This window comes from Paracoccus sp. L-17, assembly GCF_056857655.1.
Genome location: NZ_JBSXNM010000040.1, coordinates 17,612 through 33,047 on the forward strand (window position 1 = coordinate 17,612; position 15,436 = coordinate 33,047).

Annotated in this window: 15 protein-coding genes; 13 read left to right on the forward strand and 2 right to left on the reverse strand. The window is 65.1% G+C overall.

Annotation, left to right across the window (positions count from 1 at the left end):
- Positions 1-13: 13 nt before the first annotated feature.
- A complete protein-coding gene (locus tag AC13CR_RS11465) occupies positions 14-1,576 on the reverse strand; it encodes an acetolactate synthase large subunit (protein WP_482900774.1) in 1,563 nt (520 codons plus the stop codon).
- Positions 1,573-2,601, reverse strand: coding sequence for a histone deacetylase family protein (locus AC13CR_RS11470; RefSeq protein ID WP_293014814.1), 1,029 nt, complete (start codon positions 2,599-2,601; stop codon positions 1,573-1,575). The genes AC13CR_RS11465 and AC13CR_RS11470 overlap by 4 nt, the downstream gene beginning before the upstream one ends.
- 170 nt (positions 2,602-2,771) lie before the next feature.
- Here AC13CR_RS11470 and AC13CR_RS11475 point away from each other — a divergent pair, with 170 nt between their 5' ends.
- The 13 genes from AC13CR_RS11475 to AC13CR_RS11535 all read left to right on the forward strand — a co-directional run bounded on the left by AC13CR_RS11475 (position 2,772) and on the right by AC13CR_RS11535 (position 15,422).
- Entirely contained in the window at positions 2,772-3,428 is a 657-nt protein-coding gene (locus AC13CR_RS11475) for a GntR family transcriptional regulator (RefSeq protein WP_292952289.1), read from the forward strand.
- 110 nt (positions 3,429-3,538) lie between these two features.
- On the forward strand, positions 3,539-5,119 hold the full coding sequence (locus AC13CR_RS11480) for an ABC transporter substrate-binding protein (RefSeq protein ID WP_292952292.1): 1,581 nt from the start codon (positions 3,539-3,541) through the stop codon (positions 5,117-5,119).
- A gap of 75 nt (positions 5,120-5,194) precedes the next feature.
- Complete coding sequence (locus AC13CR_RS11485; RefSeq protein ID WP_292952295.1) at positions 5,195-6,166, forward strand: ABC transporter permease; 972 nt, start codon at positions 5,195-5,197, stop codon at positions 6,164-6,166.
- Positions 6,163-7,002, forward strand: coding sequence for an ABC transporter permease (locus AC13CR_RS11490; RefSeq protein WP_292952298.1), 840 nt, complete (start codon positions 6,163-6,165; stop codon positions 7,000-7,002). The genes AC13CR_RS11485 and AC13CR_RS11490 overlap by 4 nt, the downstream gene beginning before the upstream one ends.
- Positions 6,999-8,627, forward strand: coding sequence for an ABC transporter ATP-binding protein (locus AC13CR_RS11495; RefSeq protein WP_292952301.1), 1,629 nt, complete (start codon positions 6,999-7,001; stop codon positions 8,625-8,627). Before AC13CR_RS11490 ends, AC13CR_RS11495 begins: the two co-directional genes overlap by 4 nt.
- 420 nt (positions 8,628-9,047) lie before the next feature.
- Complete coding sequence (locus AC13CR_RS11500; RefSeq protein WP_292978771.1) at positions 9,048-9,227, forward strand: hypothetical protein; 180 nt, start codon at positions 9,048-9,050, stop codon at positions 9,225-9,227.
- Positions 9,228-9,242: 15 nt separating this feature from the next.
- Complete coding sequence (locus AC13CR_RS11505; protein WP_482900775.1) at positions 9,243-11,795, forward strand: NAD-dependent epimerase/dehydratase family protein; 2,553 nt, start codon at positions 9,243-9,245, stop codon at positions 11,793-11,795.
- Positions 11,796-12,255: 460 nt separating this feature from the next.
- Entirely contained in the window at positions 12,256-12,600 is a 345-nt protein-coding gene (locus AC13CR_RS11510) for a hypothetical protein (protein WP_292952310.1), read from the forward strand.
- Between the two features lie 136 nt (positions 12,601-12,736).
- Entirely contained in the window at positions 12,737-13,720 is a 984-nt protein-coding gene (locus tag AC13CR_RS11515; RefSeq protein ID WP_292952313.1) for a WD40/YVTN/BNR-like repeat-containing protein, read from the forward strand.
- An 11-nt stretch (positions 13,721-13,731) separates the two neighbouring features.
- Positions 13,732-14,232 carry a DUF411 domain-containing protein gene (locus AC13CR_RS11520; protein ID WP_292952316.1) on the forward strand — a complete coding sequence of 167 codons (501 nt, stop codon included), beginning with the start codon at positions 13,732-13,734 and terminating at the stop codon, positions 14,230-14,232.
- A complete protein-coding gene (locus AC13CR_RS11525) occupies positions 14,225-14,368 on the forward strand; it encodes a hypothetical protein (RefSeq protein WP_292952319.1) in 144 nt (47 codons plus the stop codon). Before AC13CR_RS11520 ends, AC13CR_RS11525 begins: the two co-directional genes overlap by 8 nt.
- Entirely contained in the window at positions 14,365-14,847 is a 483-nt protein-coding gene (locus tag AC13CR_RS11530) for a c-type cytochrome (protein ID WP_335662219.1), read from the forward strand. Before AC13CR_RS11525 ends, AC13CR_RS11530 begins: the two co-directional genes overlap by 4 nt.
- Positions 14,844-15,422, forward strand: coding sequence for a DsbE family thiol:disulfide interchange protein (locus AC13CR_RS11535; protein WP_293014804.1), 579 nt, complete (start codon positions 14,844-14,846; stop codon positions 15,420-15,422). The genes AC13CR_RS11530 and AC13CR_RS11535 overlap by 4 nt, the downstream gene beginning before the upstream one ends.
- The last annotated feature ends 14 nt before the right edge of the window (positions 15,423-15,436 follow it).

Below are 15,436 nucleotides of genomic sequence, written 5' to 3' on the forward strand. Positions count from 1 at the left end.
TCCGGTTGCTGGCTCAGATCATCGCTTCGATCAGGAACGGGCCGGGCTCGGCCATGGCATTGCGCAGGGCCCGCCGGAATTCGCGAATGTCCTCGACCCGTCGGCCCGGCACGCCCATGCCGCGCGCCATGGCCACGAAATCCAGCCCCGGCCGGTCCAGGTTCAGCATCCCGAGCGCGTCGGGACCGGGCTGCGCGCCGACATTGTGCAATTCGCCCTTGAGGATCGCGTAGGCGCGGTTGGCCAGGATCACGGTGGTCACGTTCGCCCCCTCGCGCGCCTGGGTCCACAGCCCTTGCAGGGTGTACATCGCCGAGCCGTCCGCCTGCAATGTCAGCACCGGACGGTCGGGACAGGCGATCGCGGCGCCCGCCGACAGCGGGATGCCGATGCCGATCGAGCCGCCGGTCAGAGCCAGCCAGGAATGGGGCGCGGCGGCAGCGCCGCCGGGAAAGATGTCGCCGCTGCTGGACACGGCCTCGTCGATGACGATGGCACCTTCGGGCAGGGTCTCTGCCAGCACGGCGGCGATGGTGACGGGGGTGATGGCCCCGGCCTGCGGCACCGGCGCCGGCTCGATATCGCGCGCCGTGACGGGCCGGGCGCCGATGCGGTCGGCCAGCGCCGCAATGGCGGCCGGCCCATCGCCGTCGATCCCCGCCAGGGTAAGCGTGTCGCAGGTTTCGGGCAGCAGCAGGCTGGGCTTGCCCGGATAGGCGAAAAAGGCCACGGGCGGGCGGGTTTCCACCAGGATCGCCCGCGAATAGCCCGCAAGGCAGTGCAGCGCCGCGTCGATCGGATAGGGGATCTTGCCGATGGCGAACCGCCCGCGACCGCGTTCCATCCGCCGGTTCGAGGTGGGGGCAAGAACATCGGCCCCGGTCCTTTCGGCGATGCCCTGCAGTCGCGCCAGCGCCGAGACATCCTCCAGCACCGACAACCCCGCGATGATCACCGTTCTTTCGCCGCTTTCCAGCGCGGTCACGGCGGCATCCAGCGCCGTCTCGTCCAGCGGGGCAGGGCCGGCGGTCGCCACCGGGGCCGCCATATTGCCGCCCGCGTCCCAGCCGATATCGGCTGGCGCGATCAGCGTCGCGATGCGGCCGGGCTTGCCCTTGGCCACCGCCAGCCCAGCCATGGCGTCGGCGGCAAAGCTGCCGGCGTCCTGGCCCGTCCGCACCCAGTCGCTGAACGGCGCGCAGGCACCCTCCACATCGGCGGAAAGCGGCGAGTCATATTGCCGATGCCGCAGCGCGTGATCGCCCACCAGGTTCAGCATCGGCACCCGTGCCTTTCGCGCATTGTGCAGATTGGCGGCGGCATTGGCGAAACCCGGCGCCAGATGCAGAAGCGTCACCGCCGGCTTGCCGGCCATCCGGGCATAGCCGTCGGCGGCGGCGCTGACCACGCCCTCGAACAGGCCCAGCACGCATCGCATCAGCCTGGTTCGGTCCAGCGCATCGACGAACTGCATCTCGGAGGTGCCGGGATTGGCGAAACAGACCTCGACGCCATCGGCATGAAGGCTGCGCAGGACGCTTTCGGCGCCGTTCATCGGGGCAGGCCGTTCCGTCATCGTGTCGCCTCGCGGAACGTGGAAAGAAAGGCGCGGGCATTGTCGGCCAGGGACGGGCCAAGATAGCCACCTTCCTGGATCAGCGCGGTGGGCAGGTTCAGCGCCGCCAGACGGCGGGCCATTTCCGCGAAACCGCCCGGATAGACCGCAACCGCAGCCAGCGGATCGTCGGCGGCCATGTCGAAGCCCAGCGAGACCACCAGTGCCTCGGCCCCGAAATCGCGGATCGCGGACAGACCGCGGTCCAGCGCCGCAAGCACCTCGGCCTCGCCCGCGCCGTGTTCCAGCAGGATGTTCAGTGACCGGTTCCTGCCTTCGCCCGCGCCGGTCTCGTCGGGATGGCCAAGATAGAAGGTCGGGAAGGTTCCGGGATCGGGATGCAGCGAACAGAAGAAGATGTCGCCACGCTCGTACAGGATGTCGAGCGAACCATTGCCGGTATGCACATCCACGTCGATCAGCGCGACCTTGCGGAATTTTCGCGTCAGGTGGTTCGCGGCGATGCAGGCATTGTTGAAAAAGCAGAATCCGTTGGCACAATCACGCATGGCGTGGTGACCCGGCGGACGACACAGGGCATAGGCCGCGCGCGCACCCGCGATGATGTCCTCGGCGGTTGCGATGGCGGTCTGGGCTGACCAATAGGCCGCCTCCCATGTGCCTTCGGTCAGCGGTGTCGATGTATCGGTCATCCACCAGCCCAACTGGCCGTGGATGTCACGGGGCTCTCTGCCACGCCTGGCGCCCGGATGGGTGGTGGGGATGGCCAGCGCGTCCGGCCCGGCATCGGCCACGAAGCGGGCATGGGCGTCGGTCAGGAAATCGACGTAATCGGGATTGTGAACCGCCTTGATCGGCCCGGCTCCGTAATCGCGCGGTCCGGTGATGTCGAACCCTTCCCCGATCAGCATGTCGCGCAACAATTCCGCGCGTCGGGGCTGTTCCTGATGCGGCATGGCCGCCCCGCGCCGGAAATAGATTTCGGGCGCATGGCGCAGCTGGCGCGGGTCGAAGAAGGCTTTCATGATCGGTTCCTTCGCGAGAGTTCGTTCCTGTCGTGGTGGCGCGTCCGGCCCGCTTGGCGCGTGCCGGCATCATCGCAGGCATGATTTGCGGATTCAATGAACATGATGCATCATGCACCAAAATCGGCCCATCGGCGGAAAGCCTGCCGGGAATGGGGCTGGGGGAGAGGATGAAGGTAATCAGCAGGGATTCGCTTGGAGACGCCATCTACCAGCGCCTGTGCCGGGATCTGGTGCGCGGCAAGCTGCGACCGAACCAGAGGGTCACGATCCGCGGTCTGGCAGAGGCCCTGGGCACCAGTTCGACCCCGGTGCGCGATGCGGTGCAGCGATTGCTGCGGGACAACGCGCTGGTGCAACGCTCGGGTCGCGATGTGCGGGTTCCGGTGCTGACCATCAGCCAGTATCACGAGATCGCGCTGATCCGGATCGAGTTGGAGGGGCTGGCCGCCGCCCGCGCCGCGGAGCTGGCGCAGGACCGGGATGTGGCCCGGTTGCAGCGGATCGTGGCGCGCAACGAGGAGGCCATTGCCGCCGCGCGGTGGCAGCAGGCCAACCAGCTGAACCAGGAATTCCACTTTGCCCTGGCCGAGATCGCCGACATGCCGATCCTGCTGGATGTCCTGGACCGGCTGTGGTTGCGGATGGGGCCGCTGCTTTCGGAATATTATGCCTGCGCAAAGCAGGATATGGTCAGGCAGCATCACATCGTCATTTCCGCCTGCGGCAATCGTGACCCGGCGACGGCCCGCGAGGCCATGCAGACCGACATCGCAACGGCAAGGGAGGGGATCGTCGCCTATATCAGATCGCTCGAAACGGTCTGACGCTTGTGCCGCCCCGGATCGGGATCGTCGCAAGCAGCGGGCTGGTCGTCATGTTTCAGGCGGCCGAAGCAGAAAATGCCAAGAACCTATATCAACGTCAGGGAGACACCATGTTGAAGCACATCAAGATCACCGCCACCGCCACGGCCGCCGCCGCCATTCTTGCGCTGGCGGGTCCGCTGGCCGCGCAGGACGCAAAGCCGCAGACGGGCGGCACGCTGAATGTCGTCATCCAGCCCGAACCGCCCGGCCTGATGATCGGCCTTCTCCAGAACGGACCGACCCAGATGGTCGCGGGCGACATCTACGAAAGCCTGCTGCGCTATGATTCAGAACTCAAGCCCAGCGGACAGCTGGCCGAATCCTGGGAAATATCGGAAGACGGCAAGACCTACACATTCAAGCTGCGCAAGGGCGTGGTCTTTCATGATGGCGAGCCGTTCACCTCGGCGGACGTGAAATTCTCGATGGACAAGTTCCTGCGCGAAACGCATTCACGGATGCGGACCTATATGGAACATGTCGAAAGCATCGACACGCCCGACGATTATACCGTCGTGTTCAAGCTGAAGCAGCCGTTCGGTCCCTTCCTCGGCATATTCGAGCCGGGCACGGCGCCGGTCATTCCCAAGCACATCTATGAAGGCACCGATTTCGCCAACAATCCGGCGAATGCCAACCCCATCGGCACCGGCCCCTTCAAGTTCGCGGAATGGGTCAAGGGCAGCTATATCCGGCTGGTCAGGAACGAGGATTACTACATGGAGGGCAAGCCCTATGTGGACGAGATCTATTATCAGGTGATCCCGGATGCGGCCTCGCGTGCCGTGGCCTATGAAACCGGCCAGGTGGACGTGCTGCCCGGCGGCGCGATCGAGAATTTCGACGTGCCCCGCATCCGCGAGATGGACAATACCTGCATCACCGACAAGGGCTGGGAATATTTCGGGCCGCTGTCCTGGATCTGGATCAATCTGGACAACAAGCCTCTGGACGATCTGAAGGTCCGCAAGGCGATGATGTATGCGCTGGACCGCGAATTCGCGAGGGACGCCTTGTGGAGCGGTCTGGGCAAGGTCGCCACCGGTCCGCTGTCGTCCTCGACCCGGTTCTATTCCGCCGAGACCCCGGACATTTCCTATGACCCCGAGAAAGCCAGACAGCTTCTGGAGGAATCGAGCTATGACGGCGAGACCATCCGTCTGCTGGGTCTTCCCTATGGCGAGACCTGGCAACGCTGGGCCGAAGCGGTCAAGCAGAACCTGACAGAGATCGGCATGAACGTGGAAATCGTGCCCTCCGACGTGGCCGGATGGAACCAGAAGGTCAGCGATCGCGACTTCGACCTCGCCTTTACCTATCTCTATCAGTATGGCGATCCGGCCCTGGGCGTATCGCGGACCTACATGAGCACCAATGCCGAGCCCGGTTCGCCCTGGAACAACGTGGCCGATTACCAGAACCCGGAGGTCGACAAGCTGTTCGAGGAGGCGGCCCTGATGGCCGACCCCGAAGAACGGCGCGCAGCCTACAAGAAGGTCCAGGACATGATCGTCAGCGACGTTCCGAATCTGTGGCTGCTGGAACTGGGCTTCCCGACGATCTATCGCTGCAACATCAAGAACCCGGTCAACACCGCCCTGGGCGTGAATGACGGATTCCGCGATGTCTGGATCGACAAGGCGCAATAGGGACACCGGTCCCGCCGTCCGGGCCAAGGCGTTGGCCCGGACCGAACGCATCACACGGACGGCAAGGCAGACAGCGTGATAAGGTTCATCCTCGGCAGGCTGGTCAAGGCAGTGTTCATCCTGCTGGCCATCCTGATAGTCAACTTCCTTCTGATCCACGCCGCCCCCGGCGATCCCGCTGCGGTCATGGCCGGCGAGGCGGGCGCGGCGGACGAGAAATTCCTTGCCGATCTGCGGACGCGCTTCGGGCTGGATCAGCCACTTTATGTCCAGCTCTGGACCTATCTGAAGGGGGCGGCACAGCTTGATCTGGGCTTTTCCTATCGGCAGCAGATGCCGGTGGCCGACCTGATCGCCGACCGCCTGCCTGCGACCCTGCTGCTGACCGGCGTCGCCTTCGTGCTGTCGCTGGTGCTGGGGGTGATTGCGGGTGTCGCGGCCTCGGCCCGGCAGGGATCGTGGAGCGACACGATCATTTCCACGCTGGCGCTGCTTTTCTACGCCACGCCCCTGTTCTGGGTGGCGCTGATGGCGGTGCTGGTGTTTTCGGTCTGGCTGGAATGGCTGCCGGGCTTTGGCTATTCGACCATCGGCGCCGGCTATACCGGACTTGCGCATGTGCTGGATGTGGCCAGGCATCTGGTCCTGCCGGCCAGCACGCTGGGGCTGTTCTTCATGGCCATCTACATGCGCATGACCCGCGCCTCCATGCTGGAGGTCAGCCGGCTGGATTTCGTCAAGACCGCCCGTGCCAAGGGACTGAAACACCGGGTGATCCAGCGCCGGCATATCCTTCGCAACGCCCTTTTGCCGGTAATCACGCTGGCCGGGCTTCAGGCGGGACAGATCTTCGGCGGGGCGATCCTGACCGAAACGGTCTTCGCCTGGCCCGGCATCGGCCGGCTGATGTTCGAGGCCATCAACCAGCGCGACTATGCGGTGATCCTGGGCGTGTTCTACATTTCGGGCGCGATGGTGCTGTTGTTCAATCTGATCACCGATGTCGTCTATGTCATCGTTGACCCGCGCATAAAGCTGACAAGATGAAAGAGTTCTGGAAACGCTTCCGCTCCAACCGGGGCGCAGTGATCGGGCTGGTCATCCTGGCCGTGGTGATCGCCACCGCCGTGACCGCGCCCTTCCTGTTTCCCACCAGCCCGTGGAAAATGGTGCAGCGCCCGTTTTTGCCCCCCTTCACGCAGGACGGCCTGCCGCTGGGCACCGACGCCGTGGGGCGCAATGTGCTGGCGGGACTGGCGCATGGCGCCTATGTCAGCCTTCTGGTCGGTCTCGTCTCTACCATCGTGGCGCTGGCCATCGGGGTGCCCGTGGGCGCGCTGGCGGGTTACTTTGTCGGCCGGACCGATGACGTGCTGATGCGCTTTACCGAATTCTTCCAGACCATCCCCAGCTTTGCGCTGGCCATCGTGCTGCTGGCGATCTTTCAGCCCAGCCTGACCTTCGTGATCATCGCCATCGCCATCGTCTCATGGCCGCCGGTGGCACGACTGGTGCGGGGCGAGGTGCTGAGCCTGCGCACGCGCGAATTCGTCGAGGCGGCGACCCTGTCGGGGCTGGGCAACACGCAGATCATCCTGCGCCATATCCTGCCCAACGCGCTGCCGCCGATCATCGTGCTGGCCTCGCTGATGGTGGCGCAGGCCATCCTGCTGGAAAGTTCGCTGTCCTTTCTGGGGCTGGGCGATCCCAACATCATGTCCTGGGGCTACATGATCGGCGCCGCACGCACCGTGATCCGCACCGCCTGGTGGCTGTCCTTTCTGCCCGGCATGGCGATCCTGCTGACCGTGCTGGCGCTGAACCTGATCGGCGAGGGATTGAACGACGCCCTCAATCCGCGTCTGACAAGGAAATCGGAATGAGCCTGCTGAGCATCCGCGACCTCGACATCGCCTTGCCCGAGGGCGCCGACCGCGCCTACGCCGCGAAGGACATCAGCTTCGACCTGGCCGCCGGTGAAATCCTGTGCATCGTGGGCGAAAGCGGCTCGGGCAAGTCCATGTCCGCCAACGCGGTGATGGGGCTGTTGCCGCAGGAGGTCAAGCCGGTGCGCGGCGCCATCACCTTCGACGGCCAAAATATCCTGGCCCTGTCCGAAGCGCAGATGCTGGAACTGCGCGGGCGGCGGATTTCGATGATCTTCCAGGAACCGCTAAGCGCACTGAATCCGCTGATGCGTGTCGGCGCGCAGATCGCCGAGGTCTTCGAGGCGCATGGCCAACTGCGTCCCCAACAGCGGCACAGCCGGGCGCTGACCCTGCTGGAAGAGGTCGGGATCCCCGATCCCGAATCGGCCATCCGCGCCTATCCGTTCCAACTGTCCGGCGGGCAGCGTCAGCGGGTGATGATCGCCATGGCGCTGGCGCTGGAACCCGACATCCTGATCGCCGACGAACCCACGACCGCGCTGGACGTCACCACCCAGGCCCAGATCCTGGACCTGATCGAGGATTTGCGCCGGTCGCGCGGGATGGCGGTGATCTTCATCACCCATGATTTCGGTGTCGTGGCCGACATCGCCGATCGCGTGATCGTCATGCAGACCGGCGAGATCGTCGAAACCGGCGCGGCGGACGAGGTTCTGCTGCGACCCCGGCATCCCTATACTCGGGCCCTGATCGCCGCGATTCCGCGCCTGACCCTGCAGGCCGATGCCCCAGCCGGCGACCGCGTGCCGGTGCTGAGCGTCGAGGGGCTGAACAAGACCTTCGTCACGGGCGGCGGCGGGCTGTTCGGCAAGCCGCGCGTGGTCAGGGCGGTGCGGGATGTCAGTTTCGATCTTCACGCCGGTGAAACCATCGGCATCGTCGGCGAAAGCGGTTCTGGCAAATCCACGGTCGGGCGCTGCCTGACACGCCTGATCGACCCCGATGGCGGCCGCGTGATGATCGGGGGTGCCGATATCGCGCTGATGTCGGGGGCAGAACTGCGCGACAAGCGCCGCCAGCTTCAGATGATCTTCCAGGATCCGTTCTCATCGCTCAATCCGCGCGCGCGGGTATCGCGCATCCTGACCGAAGGGCTGATCGCCTATGGCACGGGCCGGGCGCAGGCGATGGAAAGGGCACGGGAATTGCTGGGTCTGGTCGGGCTGGACCCGTCGGCGATGCATCGTTTCCCGCATGAATTTTCCGGCGGCCAGCGTCAGCGGATCGGCATCGCCCGTGCGCTGGCGCTGGAACCGTCGATCATCATCGCGGACGAGGCGGTCTCGGCGCTGGATGTGTCGATACAGGCGCAGGTTCTGGATCTGCTGGCCGAATTGAAGGCGCGGCTGAACCTGTCGATGCTGTTCATCACCCACGACCTGCGCGTTGCCGCCCGCATCTGCGACCGGATCATCGTCATGCAGAAAGGTGCCATCGTCGAAGTGGGACCGACGGGCAAGGTGCTGCACGACCCCGACACGGCCTATACGCGCAGCCTGCTGGACGCGATTCCGGGCCAGGAATACGAACGCGCGCTGGCGGCGGGTGGCGACTTCTAGACGCGCGGCCGATGGCCTGTTGCACGGGTCAGGGCGCTGATCTTCAACTTGCGCATCCGGCCTCGCCTAGCGGCACTTGGGATTCAAGCTGAAATGGCAGACGTAGGCATCGTTTTTCCTGGCTGGGCCTGCCGCCCGTGACCTTGTTCCCCGGACGGCCTGCGCGCCGGCACGGGGGGCGGGCAGGCGCACGGTCAAGAAGGAAAATGACCTGCGGCGGGGCTTGACCTTCCGGCTGCCAGGACAAAGCCTTTTCAGAAGGCGACGGGCAAGGCGGGGTGATCCTTGGTCCCGGCGATGTCGCGAAACTCCGCCGGTCCGCGAACAGGCTTCACGGGCGGCCGGGGATCGGGCAGATTGAAGGGCAGGCGCAGGGTCGCATCAGGTCGATCCCGATCAAAATCACATCGCTTTCAGCCGTTGAAAGACGGCATCGCGATGATTGGCACGGCCCCAGACGACGAACGGGAAAGGGAGAATGGCGTGATGAACAACGGATTTGGCGGCGGCATGATGTTCGGGATGGGCCTTTTCTGGCTCATCGCATTGGTGGTGGCGGTCCTGGTCGTGGCCGCCTTGATCAAGTACCTGCGGAAATAGGGGGCGGAAGGCCGGATGGATGATCGCGAAAAACCTCTTGTCGTCGTAACCGGATCAAGCGGGTATCTGGGCGGCGCGGTGGTGCGGCGCCTGCACCGGCGCTATCGGGTCGTGGGACTGGACCGGCATTCGCCGCCGCATCCGCCGCATCAGGCCGAATGCATCTGTTTCGACATCACCGACCAGGATAGCGTGGACAAGGCGCTGTCCCGCCTGCGTCTCGCCTATGGCGACCGCATCGCCGCCTGCGTCCATCTTGCCGCCTATTTCGACCTGACGGGAAAGGAAAGCGGCGCCTATGACGCGGTGACGGTCGATGGGACGAAACGTCTTCTGACCGGCTTGCAGGAATTCGAGCTGGAGCAGTTCGTCTTCGCCTCGACCATGCTGGCCCACGCACCCACCGAACCGGGGCGGCCGATCGCCGAGGATGATCCCTTCGATCCGAAGCTGCCCTATCGCGCCTCCAAGATCCGCACCGAGGCCATGTTGCGCGAACAGCGGGGCCACGAGAAGCTTGTGCTGATGCGCCCTGCGGGCGTCTATGACGACAGCGGCCGTTCGACCTTCCTCGCCCATCAGATCGCCCGCGTCCACGAAAAGCGGTTCAGCGGCAAGGTCTATCCCGGCGATCTGGCACGCGGGCAGGCATTCCTGCATCTGGAGGATCTGCTCGACGCGGTGGAGCGGATCGTGGACAGGCGCGCCGATCTGCCGGACGTCTTCCCGGTGCTGCTGGGCGAGGAAGATCCCGTCCCCTTCGGCGAGTTGCAGCGTTTGATCGGCCGGGAACTGCATGGCGAGGACTGGATCACCTGGAACGTGCCGCCGCGCCTGGCCAAGGCAGGGGCGTGGATCGAGAACCGGGTCTTCGGCGAGGATGCCTTCATCCGCGCCTGGATGGTGGACATTTCAAGCGATCACTATGAACTGGATCTTTCGGCCGCCAAAAAGCATCTCGGATGGACGCCGCAGCACAGCCTGCGCGACGACATGCCGAAGATCCTTCAGGGGCTGAAGGACGATCCCTATGCCTGGTATCGCGGCAATGGCCTGAATGCCGCCCGCGTTTCGGCGGCAAAGGTCGAGAAAGCCGCCGCCGAGGAGGCGGCGGAATACGCGCCGCCCGCCGCCGAACAGGATACGGCCGAACGCGACCAAGCCGCCCAGATGCGGCAGATGCATTTCTCGATGCTCTGGGTTCACTGGCTGGTGATGGGGCTGGGCCTCTGGCTGGCAACCGCGCCGTCGGTCTTCGGCACGTTCGACCAGACCGAGTTCAGCGCCGCAGTCCAGCGCGTGACCGAGGATCGCGGACTTTTGGACGCTGCCACGCGCAGTTGGCTGACCGCCTGGAACGATGTTTTCACCGGACTGCTCATCATGGTCTTTGCCGGGCTGTCGCTTCGCCCCGGCATGGGCTGGGCGCAATGGGCGAATGCCGCGCTTGGCGTCTGGCTGCTGGCCGCCCCGCTGATCTTCTGGACGCCGGATGCGTCGGTCTATGCCAACGACACCCTGATCGGCGCGCTGGTGATCGCGCTGACCATCCTGATCCCGATGATGCCGGGCATGTCGCGCGAGGGGATGATGGACGATGGCGACATCCCCCCCGGATGGACCTATTGTCCCTCGACCTATGTCCAGCGCCTTCCGATCATCGCACTGGGCGCTGTGGGGTTCATCCTGTCGCGGATCCTCGCGGCCTATCAGCTTGGCCATGTCGATGGCGTCTGGGAGCCGTTCTTCTCCTCGCCCTCGGGCCTGAACGGCACCGAATACATCGTCACCTCGGATGTCTCGAAAGCCTGGCCCATCGCCGATGGCGGACTTGGCGCCATGAGCTACATGTTCGAGATCCTGATGGGAGTCATGGGTAGCCGCCTGCGCTGGCGGACGATGCCGTGGATGGTGGCGCTGTTCGGGATCGTGGTCGGGCCGCTCGGCATCGTGAGCATCTATTTCATCATCATCCAGCCGATCACCATCGGCACCTATTGTACCATCTGCCTGATGGCTGCGCTGGCGATGCTGATCATGATCCCCTTCTCGCTGGACGAGATCGTGGCCATGATCCAGTTCATGGTCTGGAACACCCGGCGCGGCCGCCCCTTCTGGCGTGCCTTCTTCCGCGGCGACGCGCTGCCCGGCAGCAGCAAGGGCGGAGACATGAGCTTCGACGCCGGCGTCCTGGCGGTCTTTCGGCAAGGCGCGCGCGGCGTCATCGTGCCCTGGACCCTCGCGCTCAGCGCCGGGATCGGTATCTTCCTGATGTTCTCTCGCGCGATATTCGGCAACGAGGCGGCGATGGCCAACAGCGATCACCTGATGGGAGCGCTGGTGCTGACCACCGCGGTCATCGCCTGGGCCGAAGTCGCGCGGCCGCTGAGATTTCTCAACATTCTCTTCGGCCTGTGGCTGATCGTCGCACCACTTTTCCTGGAGGGCGGAACCGTCGCGGGCAGCCTTGTCGGAATGATGCTGGGCGGTGCGCTGATCCTGCTGAGCCTGCCGCGCGGGCGCCGCAGCGACGAGCATTACGGAAGCTGGGACAGATTCATCGTCTGACGGCATTGTCGGAAGTGGATTGATCCGGCGCCGGCTGTCGGGCCTCCGCCGAAGGCGGTCGCGCGGCGATCCGGATCGCCGCGCGCCGATGGGTCCCGAGAACCGACCCCGCCGCGACGAGGATATGGCGGGCCTTTCCCGCCAAGGCGGAGCGATCCGCCGAGAAGCGGAAAAACCTTCTTCTGCTCGCTTGACCTTCCCCCTGGTGGAAGGATTAGTTTCGTCTCAGTCGAGAAGGATCGCTGCCATGACCATCGGACCTGTCGCGGATCAGACGGAAGGCTCGTCAGGACCATCCGCCATCGCGATCCCGCGCCTGGCCGTCATGGCTATGACCGGCCGGCCTTTTGTCGCGGTCGGGCCGAGGCCGGGCGGGGCCGGATGGGCTTTGGCGAGTCGATCACCAAATCGCGCATACGCCACACTGGCATTTCCGCCGGCCGGAGGCTAGATACCAGCCATGCAATTGTTCGCCCGCCTGATTCTGGTCGCCCTGCTTGCCGCTTTCGCGGTCGGCACGGTCGCGCAGGCCGCCGGGTCGGCGGGTATCGCCACCGAGATGGCTGCGGTCGATGTGGCAACCTCGGACATGGCGGATTGCGACGCTTGCGGCGATTCCGGCGCTGGCGGCATGGGACTTGCCTGCGAATTCTTCTGCGGGGCGGGCAGTTTTTCGGCCGTCCTGGCGCCGCAAACCGACAGGTTTGCCGAGGCGACGGGCAGTTCGCTCTGGCCCGCGGCAGCCCATGCCCCCAGTGGTGTCATCGGGACGCCCGCCAAGCAGCCTCCAAGAATCCTCGTCTGATCCGACGCCCGGTGCATGACTGCATCGGGGCGCCTTGTCGTGCCGGCCCGTGCGCCTGTTTCGATGCAAGGCCGAACCGTCGCCCGCTGCCCTCTGTCTTCCGGCGACCAACCCGATGATCAGCAAGAGATGAACGATGACTCGATTTCCCCATATGCCGCTTTCGGCCGCCTCACGATCGGCAGCGACAAGCCGGCATTGTTTTTCCGACCCGTCCAGACGCGGATTTCTGACCGCATCGCTGGCGGCAGCCGGCCTTCTTCTTCTGCCGACGTCGCTGCGCGCGGCCGATCCTGCGCGCTCGTCGCTTGCGGCGCTGGCATTCGACGGCGATGTGTTGCTGGCCGCGGGACAAGCCCTGGTTCGCAGCGATGACGGCGGCCAGTCCTGGTCGCCGCTATCCGGCCCCGCGCAGATCCTGACACTTGCGACGCATCCTGAACGACCGGGCCGGATCCTGGCAGGTCTGGCTGCCGACGGCATCGCGCTGTCGGAAGATGGCGGCAGGACATGGACAAGCCGCGCAAGCGGATTGCCCGCGGGCCCGACGGACGCCCTGGCGATCGCGGCCGGCCAGCCCGACATGATCTATGCCGCGATCCGCGGCGACGGGCTGTGGAAAAGCGAGGATGCCGGCGAAAGCTGGAGCCTTGCCATGGATCGTCCCTGGCTGGACGAGGCCGAGCGGGATCTTCTGACGCTCGCCTCGGTCGATCTTGCCACCGGCATGGGCGGGATCTGGATCTATGCCGGAACCGAGAAGGGGCTGACACGACTGCCCGATTGCTTCTGCCGCTGGCAGGATGTCCAGCCAGGCAACGCGATGGATGCCCTGGTTTCCGGCGATGCCCCGCCCTCCGAAGCCCCGCTTCCGGCGGGCCAGCCGATCCGGGCGCTGGTCAGCGCGGCTTCCGCACCCCAGACCCTCTATGCAGCCCTTTCATCAGGCGTCTGGACCTCGCGCGACGCCGGCGTGGTCTGGTCGCGCCTTGCGCCGGGTGACGCAGTCTCGGTGGCGGTTCACCCGACCAATCCCGACTACATCTTTGCCGCCGTGGACGGCGGTCTGAAACAGAGCCGCGACGGCGGCACCACCTGGTCCGCGCTGGCGGCCATCTGAAGGACATCAACATGAAAAACGTTTTTGCATTCGCCCCGATAGCAGCCCTTGCAGTTGCAGGCGGCATCGCCTTTGCCTTGCCGTCCTTCGCGCAGGAAACGGGTTCGGCGGCCAGCGCCGGCGCGCCGGCGGAACCGGCCGCGCAGAGCAAGCAGCTGACCATGTGGCGCAGTCCCGGCTGCGGATGTTGCGACGCCTGGGGCGCCTATATGGAAAAGGCCGGATACACGGTCGAGATCATCGACGACCGCAACTTCGACAAGACGTCGGTTTCGGTGGGCGTGCCGCAGCAGGGGCTCGGCTGCCATCTGGCGAAGGTCGGCGGCTATTTCATCGGCGGTCTGGTGCCGGCCGAGGTGGTCGACCGTCTGCTGGAGGAAAAGCCCGAGATCACCGGTATCACCCTGCCCGGAATGCCCCCCAACGCCCCCGGCATGGCGAAGCAGAAGTCCGGCACGCTGAGGGTCTATTCCTTCGGGCCCGAGGGCGTGGCAGTCTATTCCGATGAGTGAATGCATGGGCGGAATGATGAGCGGCCCGATGATGGGAACGATGATGGCGGGCGGCGTCCTGCTGCTGCTGCTCGTGCTTGCGATACTGGTGCTGACGGTCGCGGCGCTGGTAAAATATCTGCGGAGCCCGGCATGAAAGGCAGGGCGCTGACCTTCACCTGCGCCATCGCGGCGGGTCTTGCGACGACCATGCAGTTCGCGGCCGCGCAGCCACCTGCCGCGCCGGAAGCGATCACGTTCCTGGGTGAACCCGTCAGTGCCGACCGGATCGCGCAGGGGCAGGAGATCTATGCCAATACCTGCGCGTCCTGCCATGGCGCAAATCTGGAAGGTCAGCCGAACTGGAAGCGGCGGCTGCCTGACGGCCGGATGCCGGCGCCTCCGCATGACCAGACCGGGCACAGCTGGCAACACCCCGACCGGCAACTCTTCGACTTTACGAAGCTGGGCATCGGCGGTGTCGTGGCAGGCTATGAAAGCGACATGCCGGCTTTCGGGGACGTGCTGACCGACGCCGAGATCACGGCCGTGCTGGCCTATATCAAGAGCACATGGCCGGATCTTCAGCGTGACATGCAGGCCAAACTCACCGCGAAAGACGAGGAGGGATCATGAGCCCGGATCTTGAACAGGAACCCCGGCGGCGGGGCGGGCGGCTGGTCCTGCTTCTGCCGCTGGCGGTCTTCGGCCTGGTCGGCGCGGCCTTCTTCTGGGGGCTTTTGAACAACAACAGCCCGTTGCCATCACCGCTGATCGGAAAACCCGTGCCCGAATTCACGCTGCCGCCGATCGAGGGGCGCGATGACGGCCTGTCCTCGGCTGATCTGCGTGGACAGGTCTCGCTTGTGAACGTCTGGGCATCCTGGTGTGTGCCCTGCCGGGCCGAGAATCCGCTGATGGTCGAGCTTTCCAAGACGGGCGAAGTCCCGATCTACGGGATCAACTACAAGGACAAGGCCGGCGAGGCGCTGGCCTTTCTCGACGAACTGGGCGATCCCTTCACCCGCATCGGAGCAGACCTGTCCGGGCGCGTGGCCATCGACTGGGGTGTCTACGGCATTCCGGAAACCTTCGTGATCGATGCCGCCGGACGTGTTGCCTACAAGCATGTCGGCCCGTTCAATCGGCAAATTCTGGAAGAAGACATTCTGCCGGTGGTGCGAAAGCTGCAACGCGATGCCGGGCAATGATGTCGCGACCTTTC

Coding starts and splice junctions, on each gene's coding strand:
- AC13CR_RS11535 (WP_293014804.1), top strand. CDS start 14,844: ATGAGCCCGGATCTTGAACAGGAACCCCGGCGGCGGGGCGGGCGGCTG.
- AC13CR_RS11495 (WP_292952301.1), top strand. CDS start 6,999: ATGAGCCTGCTGAGCATCCGCGACCTCGACATCGCCTTGCCCGAGGGC.
- AC13CR_RS11515 (WP_292952313.1), top strand. CDS start 12,737: ATGACTCGATTTCCCCATATGCCGCTTTCGGCCGCCTCACGATCGGCA.
- AC13CR_RS11520 (WP_292952316.1), top strand. CDS start 13,732: ATGAAAAACGTTTTTGCATTCGCCCCGATAGCAGCCCTTGCAGTTGCA.
- AC13CR_RS11465 (WP_482900774.1), bottom strand. CDS start 1,576: ATGACGGAACGGCCTGCCCCGATGAACGGCGCCGAAAGCGTCCTGCGC.
- AC13CR_RS11470 (WP_293014814.1), bottom strand. CDS start 2,601: ATGAAAGCCTTCTTCGACCCGCGCCAGCTGCGCCATGCGCCCGAAATC.
- AC13CR_RS11510 (WP_292952310.1), top strand. CDS start 12,256: ATGCAATTGTTCGCCCGCCTGATTCTGGTCGCCCTGCTTGCCGCTTTC.
- AC13CR_RS11505 (WP_482900775.1), top strand. CDS start 9,243: ATGGATGATCGCGAAAAACCTCTTGTCGTCGTAACCGGATCAAGCGGG.
- AC13CR_RS11475 (WP_292952289.1), top strand. CDS start 2,772: ATGAAGGTAATCAGCAGGGATTCGCTTGGAGACGCCATCTACCAGCGC.
- AC13CR_RS11530 (WP_335662219.1), top strand. CDS start 14,365: ATGAAAGGCAGGGCGCTGACCTTCACCTGCGCCATCGCGGCGGGTCTT.
- AC13CR_RS11490 (WP_292952298.1), top strand. CDS start 6,163: ATGAAAGAGTTCTGGAAACGCTTCCGCTCCAACCGGGGCGCAGTGATC.
- AC13CR_RS11480 (WP_292952292.1), top strand. CDS start 3,539: ATGTTGAAGCACATCAAGATCACCGCCACCGCCACGGCCGCCGCCGCC.
- AC13CR_RS11525 (WP_292952319.1), top strand. CDS start 14,225: ATGAGTGAATGCATGGGCGGAATGATGAGCGGCCCGATGATGGGAACG.